Origin of the sequence: Streptomyces sp. NPDC002825, assembly GCF_040295385.1 — a bacterium.
Lineage (GTDB): Bacteria > Actinomycetota > Actinomycetes > Streptomycetales > Streptomycetaceae > Streptomyces.
The window spans coordinates 140,131-160,831 of the sequence record NZ_JBEOVH010000013.1 but is presented as its reverse complement, the minus strand read 5'-3'; the positions used below and the strand labels follow the sequence as shown (position 1 = coordinate 160,831).

The following is a 20,701-nucleotide window of genomic DNA, read 5'->3' as shown; positions in this document are numbered from 1 at the left end:
AGGCGGGGCGACACGGGAGCGCGGCCGGCGCGTCAGCCGGGGGCGTGGCAGCCCCGGCGCGCATCGCCCGGACGCCCTGCACGGCGCCCCGCTCCCGGGTCTCAGTCCAGATCGTCGTACGCGTCGAGGAAATCGAGGCCCGAGCCGCCGCCGACCCGCGCCGCGAAGTCCTCGCGGCGGTGGCCCTCGGTGACCACCACCCAGACGGTGACCTCGCCGCTCGCGCTGTCCCGTACGCCCCAGTCCTGGGCGAGCGCCCCGATGATGTTCAGCCCGCGGCCGCCCCGTGCGGTGACCGAAGGCGTCGACGGGACGGGCCGTGTCGGACCCCCGCCGTCGGTCACCTCGACCCGCAGGCCGCCGCCCGGGTCGACCCGCCAGGCCGCCCGCACATCGCCTTCGCCCCGCTCCGCGTGGCCCAGCGGCCTGCCGTACCGGCAGGCATTGCTGAGCAGTTCGGAAAGGATCAGTACCGCGTCGTCGACGACCGATTCGGCCACCCCGCTGCGGTACAGCTCGTCCCGCATCCGGTGTCGCGCCTCACCCACGCCCGCAGGGCCATGGGGTACGGCCATGCTCGACGACGTGGGCACCTCCTGTGCCACCACCAACGCCACCCCCGAGACCTCCTTTGCCCCACGCCACCGTGTGGATGCCCCAATGGCCTGGACCGGAAACCGGCCAATCCACGTGTGATGAGGCACTCGTGACGATCGCGTACGCACGGAACGCGCCGGTGCACACCCTGTAAGGCCTGTTATCCCCTGTGACGGACGGGAAAAGTGGGACGAGGGAGGCGCCTCGGAGCCGGCCGGGAGCTCAGTCCCGGCCCAGCTGGGCGAGCACCTGCTTCGGGCGGTTGGTGATGATCGCGTCCACGCCCAGGCGCTCGCAGAGCTCGACGTCCTCGGCCTCGTCCACCGTCCAGACGTGGACCTGGTGCCCGGCCTTCTGGAGCCGAAGGATCACCGCGGGATGGTGCCGGACGATCCGGATCGAGGGACCCGCGATGCGCGCGCCCGCGGGGAGCCGGCCGTCGCGCAGCCGGGGTGAGACGAACTGGGCGAGCGAGACCGTCGGCAGCGTCGGCGCGGCGGCGGCGATCCGGTGCAGGGAGCGGGCCGAGAAGCTCATGACGCGTACGGGGGAATCCGCGGGGGACGCGGGCGCGTCCAGGCCGAAACGCTTGAGGAGCTGGAGCAGCCGCTCCTCGACCTGGCCCCGCCACCGCGTGGGGTGCTTGGTCTCGATGGCCAGCTCGATCCGGCGCCCGGCGTCGGAGACCAGCTCCAGGAGGCGTTCCAGCGTGAGGACGGAGGTGTATCCCGGGTCTTTCCAGTCGGGGATCTCGCCGGAGTCGTCCCGGCCCTTCCAGGTGCCGAAGTCGAGCGCGGCGAGATCGGCGAGTTCGAGCGCGGAGACGGCACCGCGGCCGTTCGAGGTGCGGTCGACGCGCCGGTCGTGGACGCAGACGAGGTGGCCGTCGGCGGTGAGCCGGACGTCGCATTCCAGGGCGTCGGCGCCGTCCTCGATGGCCTTCACATAGGCGGCCAGGGTGTGTTCAGGTGCGTCCTCGGATGCTCCACGGTGGGCGACGACCTGGAGGGGGATGCGGTTCGGGTGCTGCCGTGCGTGAGTCACGGCGTCATGGTGCCATTGGCGGGGTGGCGCGGGCACCCCGGAGCCTGTCCGTTCTGTCCGTATATAAAGGATGGAGTGCGAACGCACAGCTCCGCCTTACAGCGGCCTGACGTCCTGTGGGAAAAGCTGGTGCCGCACCCTGGAGCCACCTAGGTAACCGCGCCGTCGACGAGGAGAGCGAGCTGTGAGCACCGAGAACGAGGGCACGCCGGACCCGGCGGAGCAGGCTGCCCCGTCCGCCCCTCCGACGCCTCCCGCACCCCCGAAGGAAGCGCCGCAGCCGGCGCCGGCACCGCAGCAGGCGGCGGCCCCGGAGCCGCAGCCGGCCACCCGGGCGGACGAGCCGACGGCCGTCCAGCCCCCGGTGCCGGCCGCGGCTCCCGCGCCGACCCCCGCCCCCGAGCCGGTCACCGCCCCCACCGCCGCTCCCGCGGGCGGCTGGCCGCCGCCCCCGCCGGCCGTCCCGGCCTGGGGCGCCCCGCATCCCCCCGCTCCCGAGGCCCCGCGCCGGCGGACCGGCGGCCTCGTGGCGGCCGTTCTCGTCGCCTCGCTCGTCGCGGGCGGCATCGGCGGCGGCATCGGCTACTGGGCGGCCGAGCGCGGCGACAACGGATTCAGCTCGACCACGGTCTCCTCCGGCCAGGCCCCGGCCTCCTTCAAGCGCGACCCGGGGACGGTCGCGGCGGTCGCGGCGAAGGCCCTGCCGAGCGTGGTCACCATCCAGGCCAAGTCCGGCGCCCAGGAGGGCGAGGGCGGCACGGGCACGGGCTTCGTCTACGACCAGGAAGGCCACATCGTCACCAACAACCACGTGGTGGCCTCGGCGGCGGACGGCGGCACGCTGTCCGTGACCTTCTCGGACGGCAAGACGTACGACGCGGAGGTCGTCGGCCGGGCCGAGGGCTACGACGTGGCGGTCCTGAAGCTGAAGGACGCCCCGAAGGGCCTGACGCCGCTGCCGCTCGGGGACTCCGACAAGGTGGCGGTCGGCGACTCGACGATCGCGATCGGCGCGCCCTTCGGCCTGTCGAACACGGTGACGACGGGCATCGTCAGCGCCAAGAACCGCCCGGTCGCCTCGGGCGACGGCTCCGGCGGCAGCAACTCGTACATGAGCGCGCTGCAGACGGACGCCTCGATCAACCCGGGCAACTCCGGCGGTCCGCTGCTCGACGCGAGCGGCGCGGTCATCGGCATCAACTCGGCCATCCAGTCGACCAGCGGCGGCTTCGGCCAGTCCCAGGCCGGCTCGATCGGCCTCGGCTTCGCGATCCCGGTCAACCAGGCGAAGAACGTGGCGCAGCAGCTGATCAGAACGGGCAAGCCGGTCTACCCGGTGATCGGCGCGACCGTGAACATGAACGAGAAGGGCGAGGGCGCGACCATCGCCTCCCAGGGCTCGGGCGGCACGGCCTCGGTCACTCCCGACGGCCCGGCGGCGAAGGCGGGGCTGAAGGCCGGCGACGTGATCACGGGCTTCGGCGACCACCCGATCGACAGCGGCCCGACCCTGATCAGCGAGATCTGGACGCACAAGCCGGGCGACTCGGTGAAGATCACCTACGAGCGGGACGGCAAGACCGCGACGGCCACGGTCGTCCTCGGCGAACGCACCGGCGACAGCTGACACCTGTCGCCGAGGGCCGAGGGGTACGGCGGGATGCCGTACCCCTCTTCCGCATCGGTCCCCCGGCGCAGCCGGTAGGCTGTAGCCGCTCCGCGCCAGGTGGTGCGGGGCGAGGGTGGGTTGCCCGAGCGGCCTAAGGGAACGGTCTTGAAAACCGTCGAGGCAGCGATGTCTCCGTGGGTTCAAATCCCACACCCACCGCAGCAGATCAGAGGACGTACTGATCAGAAGGGGTGCTCCGCACAGGGGCACCCCTTCGTCATGGGCGCGTCCCGCCCGCGGTCGGACGGTTTCGCTGGATTCGTACAACCATTCGCGCGCTCAGGAGTCATGTAGGGCGACTGCGCCGTAGGCGTGTTCGCTTCGTTTCCAGGGGGACCCCACATGACTCACCGCATATCCCTGCGCGCCCGCATGCTTCCGGTCGTGGCCGCCGCCGGGATGCTCGTGCCCGTCGTCGCCGGCGCGACGCCCGCTTCCGCCGCCACCGCGCCGCAGGTCAGCTGCACCTCGGGCACGGCCGGGCTCGCCGCCAAGCTGCAGCGGGACATCACCGCCGCCCTCGCCACGCGCGCGGGTACCGTCGCCGTCGGCCTGCGCGACCGCACCACGAACACCACGTGCACCCTGCGCGCGACGACCGCGTACGACTCGGCCAGCGTCGTGAAGGTGACCGTCCTCGCGACGCTTCTCTGGGACGCCAAGAAGACCAACCGGTACCTGACGTCACGCGAGGCCAACCTCGCCACCGCCATGATCACCAAGTCCGACAACGCCTCCACCACCGCCCTGTGGAACCAGCTCGGCGTCACCAAGGTGAAGGGCTTCCTGGCGGCCGCCGGCATGACGCAGACGGTGCCGGGATCCGGCGGCTACTGGGGGCTCACCCGGATCAACGTCACCGACGAGCAGCGGCTGCTGTCGCTGATCACCGCCAGGAACAACGTCCTGAGCGACAACTCCCGCGCCTACATCCTCAAGCTCATGGGCAACGTCATCACCTCGCAGCGGTGGGGGACCCCGGCCGGTGCGCCCTCCTCCGTGTCCGTGCACGTCAAGAACGGCTGGCTGCAGCGCGCCACGCGCGGCTGGCGCGTGCACAGCGTCGGCACCTTCAACGGCGGCGGCCACGACTACACCATCACCGTGCTCACCGACGGCAACAGCACGATGAACTACGGCGTGACCACGATCCAGGCCGTCGCCAAGGTCATCCACCGGGACCTGGTCCCGACCGCGACCGCCGCCTCCCGCTACACGCCGACCACCACGCCCATGGAGGCGTACGTCGCCGTGCCCCAGGGCTGACCAAGGCGGTTCGGCGGGCGAAGCGGCAGGTCAGCGGGGTTCCGTCGGCTCTCCGGATGCGGATCGGATGGGGTGCCGTGATGCTGGAGGGGCTGGAATCGCGCTAGGAGGCCAGGATGTCCATGATGGACAAGCTCAAGGGAATGCTGAAGGGCCACGAGGACAAGGCATCCCAGGGCATCGACAGGGCCGGTGACATGGTCGACGAGAAGACGCAGGGCAAGTACGCGCAACACGTCGACACGGCCCAGGAGAAGCTCAAGGAGCAGCTGGGCACGACGGACCGTGGCCAGAGCGAGCCGCCGCCGCAGTAGGCGTACACAGGATCGTGAAGGGGTGCCCCGGGTTCGTCCCGGGGCACCCCTTCGGCGTGGTGCGCGCCTCGGCGCGCCGCGTGGAGGCCGCCGACGTGCCCGTCGGGAAGCGCCCGGGGCGGACCCCGGGAGCTCAGATTCGGAGGAGAGGAACCGATCCGCCGTGGTGCGCATCGTGCTGGTCCAGGGAGACATCACCGCCGAGGCGGCGGACGCGGTGGTCAACGCCGCGAACTCCTCGCTGCTGGGCGGCGGCGGGGTCGACGGGGCCATCCACCGCAGGGGCGGTCCGGAGATCCTCGCCGCCTGTCAGGACCTGCGCCGCTCGCACTACGGCAAGGGCCTGCCGACCGGGCAGGCCGTGGCGACGACGGCGGGGCGGCTGCCGGCCCGGCACGTCATCCACACGGTCGGGCCGGTCTGGTCGCGGGACGAGGACCGCTCGGAGCTGCTGGCCTCCTGCTACCGCGCATCGCTGCGGGTCGCCGACGAGTTGGGGGACCGAACGGTCGCGTTTCCGGCCATCTCCACCGGGATCTACGGCTGGCCGATGGCGGACGGTGCCCGGATCGCCGTGGAGACGGTGCGGGCGGCCCGTACGGAGGTCGAGGAGGTCCGCTTCGTCCTCTTCGACGCGGCGGCGTACGCGGCGTTCGAGGCGGCCCTGGGAGAGGCCTCGTAAGCTCTGGTCCGCCGTCGGTCGAACGTCCTGTCCCCGTCGGATCCCCTCTTCGATTTCTCCGGGGCCGGGACGCGCCGTGGCGCTCTTCCGAGAGACGGATCGGCGGAAAATCTGCCGGAACGCTTCCTCCCTTGCGGCGTACCGGTCGTGCCGCCCCCCTGGCCCCGTGCCGGCCCCCTCCGCCCGTGTGAGCTGGGACTTTCTTCGTACTGCCGGGGTTTATCGGCTTGTCCTCACGCTTGCGAGGGAATCGACCGCTCCGGGGTGGTTCGCCGGGGATTCGGTGGGCAACTCTGGATTCGCGACGTCGAGCACAACGACCGAGGCGGTCGGCCAACTGCCTTGGACATGGCCGTAGTTCAGAGAAGTTCCACAGAGCAGTTCCGTGCAGAAGCACCAGTTTTCAGTTCCCGGAGGAACAGACATGGCAAGCATCCGTACCGCCCGCATCCTCGCCGCCGCCGCCGCCCTGCCCCTCGCCGCAGCGCTCTTCGCCGGGGTGGCCCAGGCCGACAACGGCGGATTCGCGGACGACGGATCGAACACGAGCGTCGCCACGATCATCGGCAGCGGCGTCGGCGGGAGCAACCTCGGCAACTCGACCACGACGCAGCAGGTGGCGACCGGTTCCGGTGCCTCCAACCAGAACAACACCGCGAGCGTGAACGGCTCCGCCTTCACCCACATCGACCAGGGCAACAACGTGGTCAACTTCCACCCGTGGTGGTGACCGACAGCACGGACTCCGGCCCGACGGGGGGCGTGACCGTGGTGTGAACGGCGGCCTGTACGCCGGTACTTCGGTACCGGGGTGCGGGCCGTCGTGTTTCTGTGTGCGGGCAGCGCCCGGGGGCGTCGTCGACCTTGACAGGCGTACGGAATCTGACGGACAGTCAGAAACCTCAGTCGTCCCACCGGGAGGCCGTCGCCGTGCACCTCGCCCCGACCGAGCGGCAGCTACGGCTGCGCGCCGAACTCCGCGCGTACTTCCGGGACCTGATGCCCGACGGACCCCCGTCCGCCACCGACACCGCCGCCCAGCGGCGGCTGCTGCGCCGGATCGGCGACGACGGGCTGCTCGGTCTCGGCTGGCCCGAGGAGTACGGGGGGCAGGGCCGCGGCCCCGACGAGCAGTTCGTCTTCTTCGACGAGGCGTACCGCGCCGGCGCCCCCGTCTCGATGGTCACCCTCAACACCGTCGGCCCCACGCTCATGGCGTACGGGACCGAGGAGCAGAAGGCCTTCTTCCTGCCCCGGATCCTGCGCGGCGAGGCCGTCTTCGCCATCGGCTACAGCGAGCCCGAAGCCGGGACGGACCTCGCCTCCCTCCGTACCCGGGCCGTCCGCGAGGGGGACTCCTGGCGCGTCGACGGCCAGAAGGTCTTCACCTCCAACGCCCAGAACGCCGACTGGATCTGGCTCGCCTGCCGCACAGACCCCGACGCCGCCCCGCACCGCGGCATCTCCATCGTCCTGGTCCCCACCGACTCCCCCGGCTTCTCCTGGACCCCGATCGAGACGGTGGGCGGGCTGACGACGACCGCCACGTACTACGACGGGATACGGGTCCCCGCCGGCAACCTCGTCGGGCCCGAGCACGGCGGCTGGGGCCTCATCACCAGCCAGCTCAACCACGAACGGGTCGCGCTGGCCGCGATCGGCATGCAGGCCGAGGACTTCTTCGCGGCCGTCCTCGACCGGGCGCGCACTCCCGGTCCGGTGACGGGCCGGCGCCGCATCGACGAGCCGTGGGTCCGCATCAGGGCCGCCGAGGCACACGCCCGGCTGGCCGCGACCCGCCTGCTGAACTGGCGTCTGGTGGGCGACGTGGGGGCCGGCCGGCTGGCCCCGGGGGACGCGAGCGGCGTGAAGTTCGCGGGAACCGAATCGGCGGTGGAGGTCTATCGCATCTGTCAGGAGATCGCGGGCGGGCCGGGGACGGTGCGAGCGGGATCGCCGGGGGAGTTCGACGGCGGTGAGCTGGAGCGCATGAACCGGGCCGCGCAGATCAACACCTTCGGGGGAGGGGTGAGCGAGGTGCAGCGCGAGATCGTCGCGAGGATGCGGCTCGGCATGAAGGGGAGGGGACGGCGATGAGCGGCGGTACGGAGAAGACGGCCCCGGACCGGTCGGACCTGCCGGGCGGGGTTGCGGCGACGGTCCCGGACCGGTCGGACCTGCCGGGCGGGGTTGCGGCGACGGTCCCGGACCGGTCGGACCTGCCGGGCGGGGTTGCGGCGACGGCCCCGGACCGGTCGGACCTGCCGGGCGGGGTTGCGGCGACGGCCCCGGACCGGCCGGACCTGCCGGGCGGGGTTGCGGCGACGGTCCCGGACCGGCCGGATGCGCTGTACGAGCGGCTCCTGGCCTTCGTCGGGCGGGCCGCCGCCACCGCCGGGACCGGCAAGGACCCGGTCAACCTCCCCATGATCAGGCACTGGTGCGAGGCGATGGGGGACACCCACCCCGCCTACGCGGGACCGGACGCCGTCGCGCCCCCCACCATGCTCCAGGCGTGGACGATGGGCGGCCTCTCCGGGCACACGGACCGGTCCGCCGCGTACGAGGAGCTGTTCGCCCTCCTCGACGGCGCCGGATACACCTCGGTCGTCGCGACCGACTGCGAGCAGGAGTACCTGCGGCCGCTCCGCCCGGGCGCGGAGATCGGCTTCGACACCGTCATCGAGTCCGTGTCGGAGCGCAAGACCACCAGGCTCGGCACCGGGCACTTCGTGACGACGCGGACGGACGTCCGGGCCGACGGCGAACTCACGGGCACCCACCGCTTCCGCATCCTCAAGTACGCGCCCGCCCGGCCGTCCCCCAAGGCCGAGAAGCCCCGCCGCCCCCGGCCCGTCGTCAACCGGGACAACGCCGGCTTCTGGGAGGGCGTGGCCCAGCACCGGCTGCTGATCCAGCGCTGCGGCGACTGCGCGAGCCCGCGCTTCCCCTGGCTGCCGGGGTGCGCCGAGTGCGGCTCGCGGGAGTGGGACACGGTCGAGGCGAGCGGCGCCGGGACGGTCTTCTCGTACGTCGTGATGCACCACCCGTCCTTCCCGGCATTCGATCCCCCCTACGCGGTCGGACTGATCGAACTCGCCGAGGGCGTAAGGATGATCAGCAACGTGGTGGGCGTGCCGTACGACAAGGTGCGGATCGGAATGCCGGTGCGGCTCGAGTTCCAGCGCGTCGACGAGGAGCTGGAGCTTCCCGTCTTCCGCGCGGGAGGGGAGGACTGACATGGACTTCACCCCCACCGAGGAGCAGGAGGCCGCCCGGGAGCTCGCCGGGCGGATCTTCGCGGACCTCGCGACCCACGAGCGGCTCAGGGCGGCCGGGACCGGCACGGACGCGGAGCTCTGGAAGGCGCTCTGCGCCGCCGGACTCCCGGGCGCCGTCGAGGAGACCGGTCTGCTCGGCCTGGTCCTGCTCCTGGAGGAGCAGGGCCGCAGGACGGCGCAGGTGCCGTTCGCCGCGAGCTGTGTGTACGGGATCCTCGCCGTCGCCCGGCACGGTACGGAGGAGCAGCGCGCCCGCCTCCTGCCCGGCCTCCGCGACGGTACGACGGTGGTGACCGGCGCGTTCCCGGCGCCGGGCACGGTCGCCTCGGGTCCGGGGGGACTGGGCGGCGTCGTGGAGTGGGTTCCCTGGCTCAGGGACGCCACCCACGTCCTCGTACCGGACCAGGACCGCGCCCTGTGGCTGGTCCGCGCCGAGGACGCGGCCGCCGTCGAGGCCGTCGAGCTCACCGCGCCCTGGGCGGCCGCCCGGCTCGTCCTCGACGGGGCGGCGGGAGAGCGCCTCGGCGGCGCCGGCGCCCACGACGACGTGCTGACCGCCGCGCGCACCGCCTTCGCCGGGCTCCAGGCCGGGGTGTGCGCCGGGTCCCTCGCCAGGGCCGTGGAGCACACGTCCGTACGGGAGCAGTTCGGGCGGCCGCTCTCGACCCATCAGGCGGTGCAACTGCGGGCCGCCGACGCCCACATGGACACCGAGGCCATCCGGGTCACCGCCTACGAGGCCGCCTGGCGCTTCGACGAGGGGCTCGACGCCTCGGGGGCGGCGCTCACCGCGGCCTGGTGGGCCTCCGAGGCCGGCAAACGGGTCGTGCACGCCGGACAGCACCTGCACGGCGGGATGGGCGCGGACCTCGACCACCCCGTCCACCGGCACTTCCTGTGGGGCCGGCAGCTCGACGCCTACCTGGGCCACGGCACCGAACTCCTCGCCGAACTCGGCGACCTGCTCGCGGAGGGGGACCTGTGATGAAGCCCGGTGACGAGCTGCCGCCGCTGAGCATCCCGATCACCCGCACCCTGATCGTCGCCGGGGCCCTCGCCTCCCGCGACTACCAGGACGTGCACCACGACGCCGAGCTGGCCCGGGAGAAGGGCTCTCCGGACATCTTCATGAACATCCTCACGACCAACGGCCTGGTCGGCCGGTACATCACCGACCACTTCGGCCCCCGGGCCGTCCTCCGCAAGGTCGCCATCCGGCTCGGCGCCCCCAATCACCCGGGGGACACCATGGTCCTGACCGGGACGGTCACCGAGGTGGACGGGGACACGGCGAGCGTCCGGGTCGTCGGCGCCAACGGGCTCGGACACCACGTCACCGGCACGGTCACCGTGGAGGTGACGCGATGAGCGTCCGCGGCAGGGACACGCTCGGCGGGCGGGCCGCCGTCGTCGGCATCGGGGCGACCGAGTTCTCCAAGGACTCGGGCCGCAGCGAACTCTCCCTCGCCGTCGAGGCCGTGCGCGCTGCTCTCGACGACGCGGGGCTCACCCCCGCCGACGTCGACGGCCTGGTCACCTTCACCATGGACACCAACCCCGAGATCACCGTCGCCCAGGCGTCCGGCATCGGCGAGCTGTCCTTCTTCTCCCGCGTGCACTACGGGGGCGGCGCCGCCTGCGCGACCGTCCAGCAGGCCGCGCTCGCCGTCGCGTCCGGGATCGCCGAGGTCGTCGTCTGCTACCGGGCGTTCAACGAGCGCTCGGGGCGCCGCTTCGGCTCCGGCGTCCAGCAGCGCGAGCCCTCCGCCGAGGGCGCCGCGCTCGGCTGGCAGCTCCCCTTCGGGCTGCTCACCCCGGCCTCATGGGTCGCCATGGCCGCCCAGCGCTACCTGCACACCTACGGACTGACCCCGGACGCCTTCGGCCATGTCGCCGTCACCGACCGGAAGTACGCGGCGAACAACCCCGCCGCCCACTTCCACGGGAAGCCCATCACCCTCGCCGACCACGCCGCCTCGCGCTGGATCGTCGAGCCGCTCCGGCTCCTCGACTGCTGCCAGGAGACCGACGGCGGCCAGGCGGTCGTCGTCACCTCCGTCGAGCGCGCCCGCGACCTGCCGCGCCCGCCCGCCGTGATCCTCGCCGCGGCCCAGGGCGCCGGGCGGAGGCAGGAGGCCATGACCAGCTTCTACCGGGACGGGCTGACCGGACTGCCGGAGATGGGCGTGGTGGCCCGGCAGCTCTGGCGGACGTCCGGGCTCGCGCCCTCCGACATCGACGTGGGCATCCTCTACGACCACTTCACGCCGTTCGTGCTGATGCAGCTGGAGGAGTTCGGCTTCTGCGGGCCGGGGGAGGCGGCGGACTTCGTCGCGGCCGAGGCGCTTCCGCTGAACACCCACGGGGGGCAGCTGGGCGAGGCCTACCTCCACGGGATGAACGGCATAGCGGAGGCGGTGCGGCAGATCCGCGGCACGTCCGTGAACCAGCTGCCCGGCGCGGCCCGGACCCTGGTCACCGCGGGCACGGGGGTTCCCACGTCCGGGTTGATCCTGGGCACGGACGGCTGAGGGGACGGCCTGAGCGGTGGCCGGGCGGGGCGGGTGGATCTTCACTCGCGCCATGAGCACTCGTACGCCGCCCGCATCCGAAGCCGCCCCCGCGCACGTCCCGGCCCCGCCGTCGGCACCGGCCCGCCCACGCTCCACGCCGCCTCCCGGGGCGCGGACCGTGGTCGCCGCGATGCTGGTGGCGCTGGCCGGGACGACCCTCCTCTCCACCCCGCCTCCGGCCACCGCGAGAACGGAACGCCCACCCGCGACGACGACACCGGACTCGACCACGGAAGCGGCCGCCACGGGGGCCGAGTCCGGAACCACGGGCGCCGCCGCCACGGGACCCGGCTCCGCCCCCACGACCCGCTCAGGGGACGGCACCGCGCCCGCCTCCGCCACCGCGCCCGCCTCCGTCACCGCGCCGCGCGCCCTCACCGCTCGGGGCGCTCCCGGCGCGGCCGCAGCGCCCCCCGCCCCCGCGGCGCCCCCCGCCCTGGCCGTCGCCGCTCCCGTGCGCTTCTCGGGCAAGGCGTTCGACACCTGTGAGGCGCCGTCCCTCGCGGTGATGAAGGCCTGGCGGGGGTCGCCGTACGGGGCCGTCGGGATCTACTTCGGCGGGCGCGGCCGCGGCTGCCCCGTACAGAAGGAGCTGACCCCCGCCTGGGTCGCCTCCGCCCACTCCATGGGCTGGCGGCTGCTGCCGCTCTTCGTCGGCTCCCAGGCCCCGTGCGTGGACTCCCTCGCCAAGCGGAAGTTCGCCATCGGCAGCGCGCCCGCGACCCAGGGCACCAAGGAGGGCGGGGACGCCGTACGGGCGGCGAAGGCCCTCGGGATCGGCACGAGCAGCCCGCTCTACCTCGACATCGAGGCCTACCGGCGGGGCGACGCGAGCTGCGCCGCGACCACCCTCGCGTTCGTCCGCGCCTGGAACCGGGAGGTGCGGCGCCTCGGCTACCTCCCCGGCTTCTACAGCAGCGCCGAGACGGGCGTGCGGGACATGGAGACGCAGCGGAGGGCGGGGACGAAGGACCTGCCGGACGTGATGTGGTTCGCCCGCTGGCGGGGCCAGCCGGCGCTGCTCACCGAGTCGGTGCTGCACCCGGACGCCTGGACGCCGCACGCCCGGATCCACCAGTACGCGGGGAACGTCACCGAGACGTACGGCGGCCGCACCCTGTCGATCGACCGCAACGCGATGGACGCGCCCGTGGCCCGCGTCGCCGCGCCCGCCCGGTTCGCCGCCCGCGTCCCCGTCCCCCTGTCCTTCGTCCCGGGCCGGCACCCCTGACCCTCAGCCGGTGCCCCGGGGCCTTCCCCCACCGCCGACCCCGAGCCGGTGACCCGGGGCCTTTCCCCACCGCCGACCCCGAGCCGGTGACCCGGGGCCTTTCCCCACCGCCGACCCCGAGCCGGTGACCCGGGGTCTCCCTCAGCCCACGACCCCGAGCCGGTGCCCCTGGGTCTCCACCCTGACCCTGAGCCGGGGACCCGGGCTCTCCACCCAGAGGAGGTGGAGCCATCCCCACCCCTACAACCTGAGGCGGACGGCGGGTCGGGACCTGGGGCCGATCCGCCGCTGTCCGTGCGCTCCTAGCGTGGAGTCATGACTCCGCCACCCTCTGGCCCCGTCTGCGCCGGTGCCTCGCAGTACGCGTCGTACCCGACCTTCACCTCGTACGTACGGGCGCGTGGACCCGTGCTCCTGCGCACCGCGCGCTCCCTCACCGCCAACCCCTCGGACGCGGAGGACCTCCTCCAGACCGCGCTCGCCAAGACCTTCATGGCCTGGGAGCGCATCGAGGACCACCGCGCCCTGGACGGCTACGTCCGCCGCGCGCTGCTGAACACGCGCACCTCGCAGTGGCGCAAGCGCAAGGTCGACGAGTTCGTCTGCGAGGAGCTGCCCGAGCCCGCCGGTCTCCCGGAGCCGGACCCGGCCGAGCGGCAGGTGCTGCACGACGCGATGTGGCGCGCCGTACTGAAGCTGCCGGAGCGGCAGCGTCAGATGGTCGTCCTGCGGTACTACGAGGACCTCAGCGAGGCCCAGACGGCCGAGGTGCTCGGGGTGTCGGTCGGGACGGTGAAGAGCGCGGTGTCCCGGGCGCTCGGCAAGCTCCGCGAGGACCCGGAGCTGACGCCCGTGCGGTGAGGGGACACGCCATCCAGCGGCTCCCGCCAGTAATCACTGGCAATTTACGTACTCTCGGGTAGTGACATACCGCGCGGTACGTGCGCAGAATCTCACCACCCTTTCTGCCACGTAGCGCCCACCGGGAGGACGCCCCGTGTACAGCACCATGCAGGACGTACAACTGACCGTGAGCCGCATCCTCCAGCACGGGATGACCATCCACGGAAAGTCCACCATCACCACCTGGACGGGCGAGCCCGAGCCGCAGCGCCGCACGTTCGCTGAGGCCGGAACACGCGCGCACCAGCTGGCCCACGCCCTGCGCGACGAACTCGGGGTCACCGGCGACCAGCGCGTCGCCACCCTCATGTGGAACAACTCGGAGCACGTCGAGGCGTACTTCGCGATCCCCTCGATGGGCGCGGTCCTCCACACCCTCAACCTCCGCCTTCCCCCCGAGCAGCTGGTGTGGATCGTCAACCACGCCGCCGACCGGGTCGTGATCGTCAACGGCTCGCTGCTCCCGCTCCTCGCCCCGCTGCTCCCGCACCTGCCGACGGTCGAGCACGTCGTCGTCGCGGGCCCGGGCGACCGTTCCCTCCTGGACGGCGCCGCGCCGCGCGTGCACGAGTACGAGGAGCTGATCGCCGGCCGCCCGACCTCGTACGACTGGCCGGAGCTCGACGAGCGCACGGCCGCGGCCATGTGCTACACCTCCGGCACCACCGGCGACCCGAAGGGCGTCGTCTACTCGCACCGCTCGATCTACCTGCACTCCATGCAGGTGAACATGACCGAGTCGATGGGCCTCACCGACAAGGACACGACCCTGGTCGTCGTCCCGCAGTTCCACGTCAACGCCTGGGGCCTGCCGCACGCCACCTTCATGACCGGCATCAACATGCTCATGCCGGACCGGTTCCTCCAGCCGGCCCCGCTCGCCGAGATGATCGAGCGCGAGAGGCCGAGCCACGCGGCCGCCGTCCCCACCATCTGGCAGGGCCTGCTCGCCGAGGTCACCGCGAACCCCCGCGACCTCTCCTCGATGACCCAGGTCACCATCGGCGGCGCCGCCTGTCCGCCCTCCCTCATGGAGGCGTACGACCGGCTCGGCGTCCGCCTCTGCCACGCCTGGGGCATGACCGAGACCTCCCCGCTCGGCACGATGGCCCACCCGCCGCACGGCCTCACCCCCGAGGAGGAGTGGCCCTACCGCGTCACGCAGGGCCGCTTCCCCGCCGGCGTCGAGGCGCGCCTCGTCGGACCCGGCGGCGAGCACCTCCCCTGGGACGGCGAGTCGGCGGGCGAGCTGGAGGTCCGCGGCACCTGGATCGCGGGCTCGTACTTCGGCGGCGTCGACGCCGAGGAGCTGCGCCCCGCCGACAAGTTCAGCGAGGACGGCTGGCTGAAGACCGGCGACGTCGGCGTGATCAGCCCGGACGGCTACCTCACCCTCACCGACCGCGCCAAGGACGTCATCAAGTCGGGCGGCGAGTGGATCTCCAGCGTCGAGCTGGAGAACGCCCTCATGGCCCACCCCGAGGTCGCCGAGGCCGCCGTCGTCGCGGTGCCGGACGACAAGTGGGGCGAGCGGCCGCTGGCGACCGTCGTCCTCAAGGAGGGCTCGACGGCGGACTACGAGACGCTCAGGGCCTTCCTCGCCGACGAGGGCGGCATCGCCAAGTGGCAGCTGCCGGAGCGCTGGGCGATCGTGCCGGCGGTGCCGAAGACGAGCGTCGGCAAGTTCGACAAGAAGGTCATCCGCAAGCAGTACGCGGAGGGCGAGCTGGACGTCACCCAGCTCTGATCCACCCGCGGCTCCGATCCGCCGAGGCCGGCACCAACGCGCCCGAAGGGGCTAGTTGGTGCCGATCTTCGCGAGCAGGTCCACGATCCGCGCCTGCACCTCGGCGCTGTTCGAACGCTCGGCGAGGAACAGGACGTTCTCGCCGGAGTCGAGCTTCGGCAGCTCCTCCTCGACGAGGTCGGCCGAGGTGTAGACGACGAGCGGAGTGCGGTTCAACTGGCCGTTCGCGCGCAGCCAGTCGATGATCCCGGCCCGGCGGCGGCGCACCTGCATCAGGTCCATCACCACCAGGTTCGGCCGGGTCTGGGTGGCCAGCATGACCGCCTCGCTGTCCGTCTCCGCCTGCGCGACCTGCATCCCGCGCCGCTCCAGGGTGGCCGCGAGCGCCTCGGCGACGGTCTCGTTCTCCTCGATCAGCAGGACCCGCGAGGGGTGCTGCTCGCTGTCGCGGGGCGCCAGCGCCTTGAGGAGCACGGCCGGGTCGGCGCCGTACGCCGCCTCCCGGGTCGCCTGCCCGAGCCCGGCCGCGAGCAGCACCGGCACCTCGGCGGCCACCGCCGCCTGACGCAGCGACTGCAGGGCCGTACGCGTGATGGGACCGGTCAGCGGGTCGACGAAGAGCGCGGCCGGGAAGGCGGCGATCTGCGCGTCGACCTCCTCGCGGGAGTGCACGATCACCGGCCGGTAGCCGCGGTCGCTCAGCGCCTGCTGGGTGGTGACGTCGGGCGCGGGCCAGACGAGCAGCCGGCGCGGGTTGTCCAGCGGCTCCGGGGGCAGCTCGTCGTCGACGGGACGCGGGGCGGGCCGGTTCGCGACCTCGACCGCGCCGCCGGGACCGTCGAGCGGCTCGGGCCCCTCGGCGGAGCCCGCGGCGGGCGCCCCTATGGCGTAGGCGCGGCCCTCGGCCGGGGTGTCGTGCGGCGAGGGGGCCGGGGCGGTCGGCTGCGGGTGCGGCCTGGCCTCGGCCGCGGCGACCGGCGGGTCGACCTCGGGCGGAGTGGCGAGCCTGCGCCTCCGCCCCGAGCCGTTGGAGGGCGCGGGGGGCGCGGCGGGCGCGAGAGGCGGGACGGGCGCGACGGGTGCGGCGGACGCGGCCGGCGGGACGAAGGGAACGCCCTGCCCGAGGGTACGGACGCTGAACGCCCGCCCCTGGGTGGAGTCCTTCGACACCGTCATCGGCATCGGCAGCTCGGGAGGCAGCGGTACGGAGCCGGTGCCGGTCCCGGAACCCGTGCTGTTCTGCGGCGCGGGCCGCGGCGCGGCCTCCGGCTGCGGGACCGCCACGGCCCGGCGCCGCCCGGTCGGCTCGACCGGGGACCCGGCCTGCGGGTGTGCGTGCGGCGGATGCGCGTGCGGCGGCGTGTGCCCGTCGCCCGGGACGCCCCGTACGGCCTCGTGCTGCCCCTCGTCGGAGACGGGCAGCGGACCGGCCGCGGGAGCGGCGACGGCCGTCTCGGCGTCACGGTCGGCATCGGCGGGCGGCAGCGCGAACGGCGTACGGGGCCCGGCCTCGGCCGCGGCGGCCCGCTCCTGCGCGGCGGCCAGCGCACGCCGACGGCGCCCGCTGGGCTGCGGCGGGGCCTCCTCGGATGCGACGGCGGGCAGGGCGCGGGCCGGCGCGGGAGCCCCGGCCGGCTCGACGGCGACGCCCTGCGGCGGAACGGCCGCGCCGAGCGCTGCACGCCCCTGGGCACCCTCGGCGGCCGTCACGACGGAGCCCTCGGCGGGCCGGCCCCGACGGCGCCCGGTGGGCTCGACGGGGGAGTCGACGGCGCTGTTCTGCTGGGCGGGGATCAGCTCGGCGGCCTCTCCCGTACGGGCACGGCGACGCCCACTCGGCTCGGCACCGCCCGCCACCTGACCCTCGGGCGCGACCGCGCTCTCCAGGAACGCATCGGTGGACGCCCGCCGGGCCCGCCGGCGCCCGCTGCCGGAGCCCTCGGGGGCGACGGCGGCACCGGGGGACGCGCTCGGAGCCGTACCGGCGCCGGGGATCCCGCCGGGAGCGACGACGGACGGGGAGGCGGCACCGGGGACGGGCAGCCCGCCGGACACGGGCACAGGACCGGAAGCGGAGGCGGGGACAGGACCGGTGGCGAGGCCAGGGGCGACAGGCGTCGCCGAGTGCAGCGGGGACCGCGTCCCCGAGTGCGTCCCCGAGTCGGGGCCCGAGGCCTGGGCCGGCAGGGCGAGGGCCTCGCGGCCGCCCGAGGGCGCGTCCTCCCGCGGCGGTGCGGGGACGGTGCCCCGGCCCGCGCCGACCGGCACCTCGAGGACGTACGCGCCGCCGCTCGTGCCCGGCACCTCGTGGGTCTGCACCACACCGCCGTGCGCCGCCACGATGCCGCGCACGACGGGCCCGTGCACCGGGTCGCCGCCCGCGTACGGGCCGCGGACCTCGATCCGTACGACGTCACCGCGCTGCGCGGCGGCGACGACGATCGTGGAGTCGCTCGGGGTCCGCTCGGCCTTGCTCTTGCCGGTCGCGTCGACGCCGGCGACGTCCGCGACGAGGTGGGCGAGCGCGGTCGTCAGGCGGGCCGCGTCGACCTCGGCCTCGATGGGCGGCGCGTGCACGGCGAACTGGGCGCGGCCGGGCCCGATGAGCTCGACGGCGCCGTCGATGCCGGCGGTCACGATCCCGTCCAGGAGCACCACGGCCTTGTCGAGCTCCTCGGCACCGGAGTCGAGCCGCTGGTAGCCGAGGACGTTGTCGACGAGGGCCGTCATCCGGGCGTAGCCGGCGGCCAGGTGGTGCAGGACCTGGTTGGCCTCGGGCCACAGCTGTCCGGCGTCGTCGGCGGCGAGGGTGCCCAGCTGGGTGCGGAGTTCCTCCAGGGGCCCGCGCAGGGACTCGGCGAGGACGGCGGTCAGCTGCTCGTGGCGGGCGGCGAGGGAGGCGTACTTCTCGGCCTGCGCCTCGCGCTCGGCGGCGTGCCGCTCGGCCCGGTCGGCGAGTTCCGCCGCGTGCCGCTCGGCGAGGCCGGCGAGCTCGGCGGCGTGCTCCTCGACGAGCTGCTCGTACGGCCTGCGGTCGGTGAAGGTCATCACGGCGCCGACGAGCTGGTCGCCGTCCCGTACCGGAGCGGTCGTCAGGTCGACCGGCACCCGGTCGCCCTTCTTCGCCCACAGGACCTGGCCCCGGACCCGGTGCTTGCGCCCGGACTTGAGGGTGTCGGCGAGCGGGGACTCCTCGTACGGGAAGGGCTCGCCGTCGGCGCGCTTGGCGAGGATCAGCGGGTGGAGCTCCTGGCCGCCGAGCTCGCCGGCGCGGTAGCCGAGGATCTGCGCGGCGGCGGGGTTCACGAGGACGACCCGGCCCTCGGTGTCGGTGCCGACGACGCCCTCGGCCGCGGCGCGCAGGATCATCTCGGTCTGGCGCTGCGAGCGGGCGAGTTCGGCCTCGGTGTCGAGGGTGCCGGTGAGGTCCCGTACGACGAGCATGAGCAGCTCGTCGCCGGTGTAGCCGCCGTACGAGTCGTAGGCCTCGCGGCCGTCCTCCAGGCTGGCGCTGGTGACCTCGACGGGGAACTCGGAGCCGTCCGTGCGGCGGGCGATCATCCGGGTCGGCTTGGTGCGGCCGCGCTCGTCGGCGCCGTCGGGGCGGCGCATGGAGCCCGGGATGAGGCGCGAGTCGAAGGTCGGCAGGAGATCCAGCAGGCCGCGCCCGACGAGCGCGGTGCCGGGCGTCTCGAACATGCCGAGGGCGATGGTGTTGGCGTTGACGACCGTGCCGTTGCAGTTGACGAGCACGAGGCCGTCGGGGAGGGCGTCGAGTATGGCTGCGAGGCGAGCAGCGCCTCGGGATGGCCTGCTGCTCACGACGACGCTTCCTCCCTGACGCACTGCACGTGCTTGCCTATCGGCCGGCCGGCCCCATCTTGCCCCTCGGGCCGCAGCCTGTCACTGAGGGGAGTCTAAGGGAGCCTCCGGGGGTCACCCCCGGACGAGGGGAAGCAGAGGCTCCAGATTCTCCCAGCGGTCGATCTCGCACCCGTTCGCCCGGGAGAAACGAGCGTCGACCTTGCGGCCCTGCCAGGTGCCGGTGACGTGGGCGAGGGCGGGCCCGCCGTAGATCTGGGTGCACATCCGGTCCTTGGGGACGGGGAGGAACGGGTCGCCGCCCTGCTGCGCCAGCTGGTCGAGGCGCTTGCAGGCGTTCTCGGCGGCGGGGTGGTTGCCCTTGGCGCGGTCGCCACAGGTCAGCTCGAAGGTGCCGTCGGCGTTGGGGTGGCCGCTCTTCTCGACCGTCACGGTCAGCGAGTCTGGTGACGAGAACAGGTTCAGCGGCGGAAGCGGGCCGAGGCCGGCGGTCCCGACGGCGGCGGTGGCGAGGGTCGCGAGGACGAGACTGCGCAGCATGCGGATCTCCAGAAGCACGGGGGTACGACGGGCGCGGGTGCACGACGCGCCCGCCCCCTCTAACGCTCCGGGCGCCCCGGCGTTGCGCAACCGGTGGTGCGCCGGGCGGGGCGGGGCTTTGCCCTGGACCCCGGAGCACTAGTACGGTGAGAATCGATTGGTGACAGCGGGTTCGCCTGTGTCATCATCTGCACGCACCACCCGCGTATGCGCGAGGTGCATGGAGGCGTCGCCTAGTCCGGTCTATGGCGCCGCACTGCTAATGCGGTTTGGGTCTTAAAGCCCATCGAGGGTTCAAATCCCTCCGCCTCCGCCCCATACCGAAGCCCCGGCCCCAAGGCCGGGGCTTCGGTCGTTCCCGGCCCTGTTCCGCCTCCACCCTCCGACGGTGTGACCCCGGTCTCTTTCCGCGCGTTTTCCCCTCGCGCAACCCGCCCCGACGACCCCGCCCGCCGACCCTCACTCGACCCCCACCTCGACGTTTTCGCAGGTCACAAGGGGTGTGGGGAATGGATTTCACATGACGGCGGGACTCATGTAATGTTCTTCCTGTCGCCGGGACAGCGGGCCGAAAGGGCCGGGAAACGGAGACAAGAACTAAAAACAAGCACTCGTAGCTTAACGGATAGAGCATCTGACTACGGATCAGAAGGTTGCAGGTTCGAATCCTGCCGAGTGCACACAGGTGAGAGGCCCGGACGAGAGTCCGGGCCTCTTGCGTTTCCGGGAGCAGGAGCGAGCTGCACGTGCGGCGGGTGTTCCGGAGCGGGAGCACGCGCACTTCGGCGCGACGGGCACGCACGGCGAAGCGGAGCGGGGCCGGTGCCGTCGTGGAGGGAGCTGGCACGATGCCGCGCATGGATCAGGCTTTGAACACCCTGGAGCATGAGTTCCGCTCGGAACCCGGGAGTTTCCTGCTCGGACTGCGCTGTGATCTCGTCTGGGACCGGGAGGGCCGGTGGACAGGTCGAGCGGGTGTGCGAGGTTCGCGCCCGGCGGCCGATCGCCGCTCCCGTCGTCAATTCCTTCGGA

At 73.3% G+C, this 20,701-nt stretch carries 17 protein-coding genes and 3 tRNA genes; 16 read left to right on the top strand and 4 right to left on the bottom strand.

Annotated features, from left to right (window positions below; all coding sequences use genetic code 11):
• Positions 1–101: 101 nt before the first annotated feature.
• On the bottom strand, positions 102–704 hold the full coding sequence (locus ABT041_RS19055) for an ATP-binding protein (protein ID WP_351185879.1): 603 nt from the start codon (positions 702–704) through the stop codon (positions 102–104).
• A 115-nt stretch (positions 705–819) separates the two neighbouring features.
• Positions 820–1,641: a glycerophosphodiester phosphodiesterase gene (locus tag ABT041_RS19050; protein WP_351185746.1), complete on the bottom strand. Its 822-nt coding sequence runs from the start codon at positions 1,639–1,641 to the stop codon at positions 820–822.
• Between the two features lie 184 nt (positions 1,642–1,825).
• On the opposite strand from ABT041_RS19050, the gene ABT041_RS19045 reads away from it, so the two are divergent.
• From ABT041_RS19045 to ABT041_RS18980, 14 genes are all read left to right on the top strand, one after another.
• Complete coding sequence (locus ABT041_RS19045) at positions 1,826–3,268, top strand: S1C family serine protease (RefSeq protein WP_351185743.1); 1,443 nt, start codon at positions 1,826–1,828, stop codon at positions 3,266–3,268.
• 114 nt (positions 3,269–3,382) lie between these two features.
• Positions 3,383–3,469, top strand: a tRNA-Ser gene (locus tag ABT041_RS19040).
• A 183-nt stretch (positions 3,470–3,652) separates the two neighbouring features.
• The gene (locus tag ABT041_RS19035; RefSeq protein WP_351185740.1) at positions 3,653–4,576 is read left to right on the top strand and encodes a serine hydrolase; all 924 of its coding nucleotides are present in this window, start codon (positions 3,653–3,655) and stop codon (positions 4,574–4,576) included.
• 116 nt (positions 4,577–4,692) lie between these two features.
• Entirely contained in the window at positions 4,693–4,890 is a 198-nt protein-coding gene (locus ABT041_RS19030) for an antitoxin (RefSeq protein ID WP_351185737.1), read from the top strand.
• A gap of 163 nt (positions 4,891–5,053) precedes the next feature.
• Complete coding sequence (locus ABT041_RS19025; RefSeq protein WP_351185734.1) at positions 5,054–5,572, top strand: O-acetyl-ADP-ribose deacetylase; 519 nt, start codon at positions 5,054–5,056, stop codon at positions 5,570–5,572.
• A 424-nt stretch (positions 5,573–5,996) separates the two neighbouring features.
• A complete protein-coding gene (locus ABT041_RS19020; RefSeq protein ID WP_351185731.1) occupies positions 5,997–6,302 on the top strand; it encodes a hypothetical protein in 306 nt (101 codons plus the stop codon).
• Positions 6,303–6,502: 200 nt separating this feature from the next.
• Positions 6,503–7,669: an acyl-CoA dehydrogenase family protein gene (locus tag ABT041_RS19015; protein WP_351185728.1), complete on the top strand. Its 1,167-nt coding sequence runs from the start codon at positions 6,503–6,505 to the stop codon at positions 7,667–7,669.
• Entirely contained in the window at positions 7,666–8,811 is a 1,146-nt protein-coding gene (locus ABT041_RS19010; protein WP_351185724.1) for a bifunctional MaoC family dehydratase N-terminal/OB-fold nucleic acid binding domain-containing protein, read from the top strand. The genes ABT041_RS19015 and ABT041_RS19010 overlap by 4 nt, the downstream gene beginning before the upstream one ends.
• A gap of 1 nt (position 8,812) precedes the next feature.
• Entirely contained in the window at positions 8,813–9,838 is a 1,026-nt protein-coding gene (locus ABT041_RS19005; protein WP_351185721.1) for an acyl-CoA dehydrogenase family protein, read from the top strand.
• Positions 9,838–10,221, top strand: a complete 384-nt coding sequence (locus tag ABT041_RS19000; protein WP_351185718.1) for a MaoC family dehydratase — start codon at positions 9,838–9,840, stop codon at positions 10,219–10,221. The genes ABT041_RS19005 and ABT041_RS19000 overlap by 1 nt, the downstream gene beginning before the upstream one ends.
• Positions 10,218–11,384 carry a lipid-transfer protein gene (locus ABT041_RS18995; RefSeq protein ID WP_351185715.1) on the top strand — a complete coding sequence of 389 codons (1,167 nt, stop codon included), beginning with the start codon at positions 10,218–10,220 and terminating at the stop codon, positions 11,382–11,384. The genes ABT041_RS19000 and ABT041_RS18995 overlap by 4 nt, the downstream gene beginning before the upstream one ends.
• Before the next feature lie 52 nt (positions 11,385–11,436).
• A complete protein-coding gene (locus ABT041_RS18990; protein WP_351185712.1) occupies positions 11,437–12,657 on the top strand; it encodes a DUF1906 domain-containing protein in 1,221 nt (406 codons plus the stop codon).
• Positions 12,658–12,972: 315 nt separating this feature from the next.
• A complete protein-coding gene (locus tag ABT041_RS18985) occupies positions 12,973–13,518 on the top strand; it encodes a SigE family RNA polymerase sigma factor (protein ID WP_351185709.1) in 546 nt (181 codons plus the stop codon).
• A gap of 136 nt (positions 13,519–13,654) precedes the next feature.
• Positions 13,655–15,307 carry a long-chain fatty acid--CoA ligase gene (locus tag ABT041_RS18980; RefSeq protein WP_351185706.1) on the top strand — a complete coding sequence of 551 codons (1,653 nt, stop codon included), beginning with the start codon at positions 13,655–13,657 and terminating at the stop codon, positions 15,305–15,307.
• A gap of 51 nt (positions 15,308–15,358) precedes the next feature.
• Here ABT041_RS18980 and ABT041_RS18975 read toward each other — a convergent pair whose 3' ends face one another.
• Together ABT041_RS18975 and ABT041_RS18970 are read right to left on the bottom strand one after the other, a co-directional pair.
• Positions 15,359–19,129 (bottom strand): response regulator, encoded by a 3,771-nt coding sequence (locus tag ABT041_RS18975; RefSeq protein ID WP_351185703.1) that lies wholly within the window; start codon positions 19,127–19,129, stop codon positions 15,359–15,361.
• Positions 19,130–19,243: 114 nt separating this feature from the next.
• Positions 19,244–19,669: an SSI family serine proteinase inhibitor gene (locus ABT041_RS18970; RefSeq protein ID WP_351185700.1), complete on the bottom strand. Its 426-nt coding sequence runs from the start codon at positions 19,667–19,669 to the stop codon at positions 19,244–19,246.
• Positions 19,670–19,891: 222 nt separating this feature from the next.
• Between ABT041_RS18970 and ABT041_RS18965 the strand changes: the two genes are divergently transcribed.
• A tRNA-Ser gene (locus ABT041_RS18965) sits at positions 19,892–19,982 on the top strand.
• A 294-nt stretch (positions 19,983–20,276) separates the two neighbouring features.
• Positions 20,277–20,349 (top strand) — tRNA-Arg (locus ABT041_RS18960).
• The last annotated feature ends 352 nt before the right edge of the window (positions 20,350–20,701 follow it).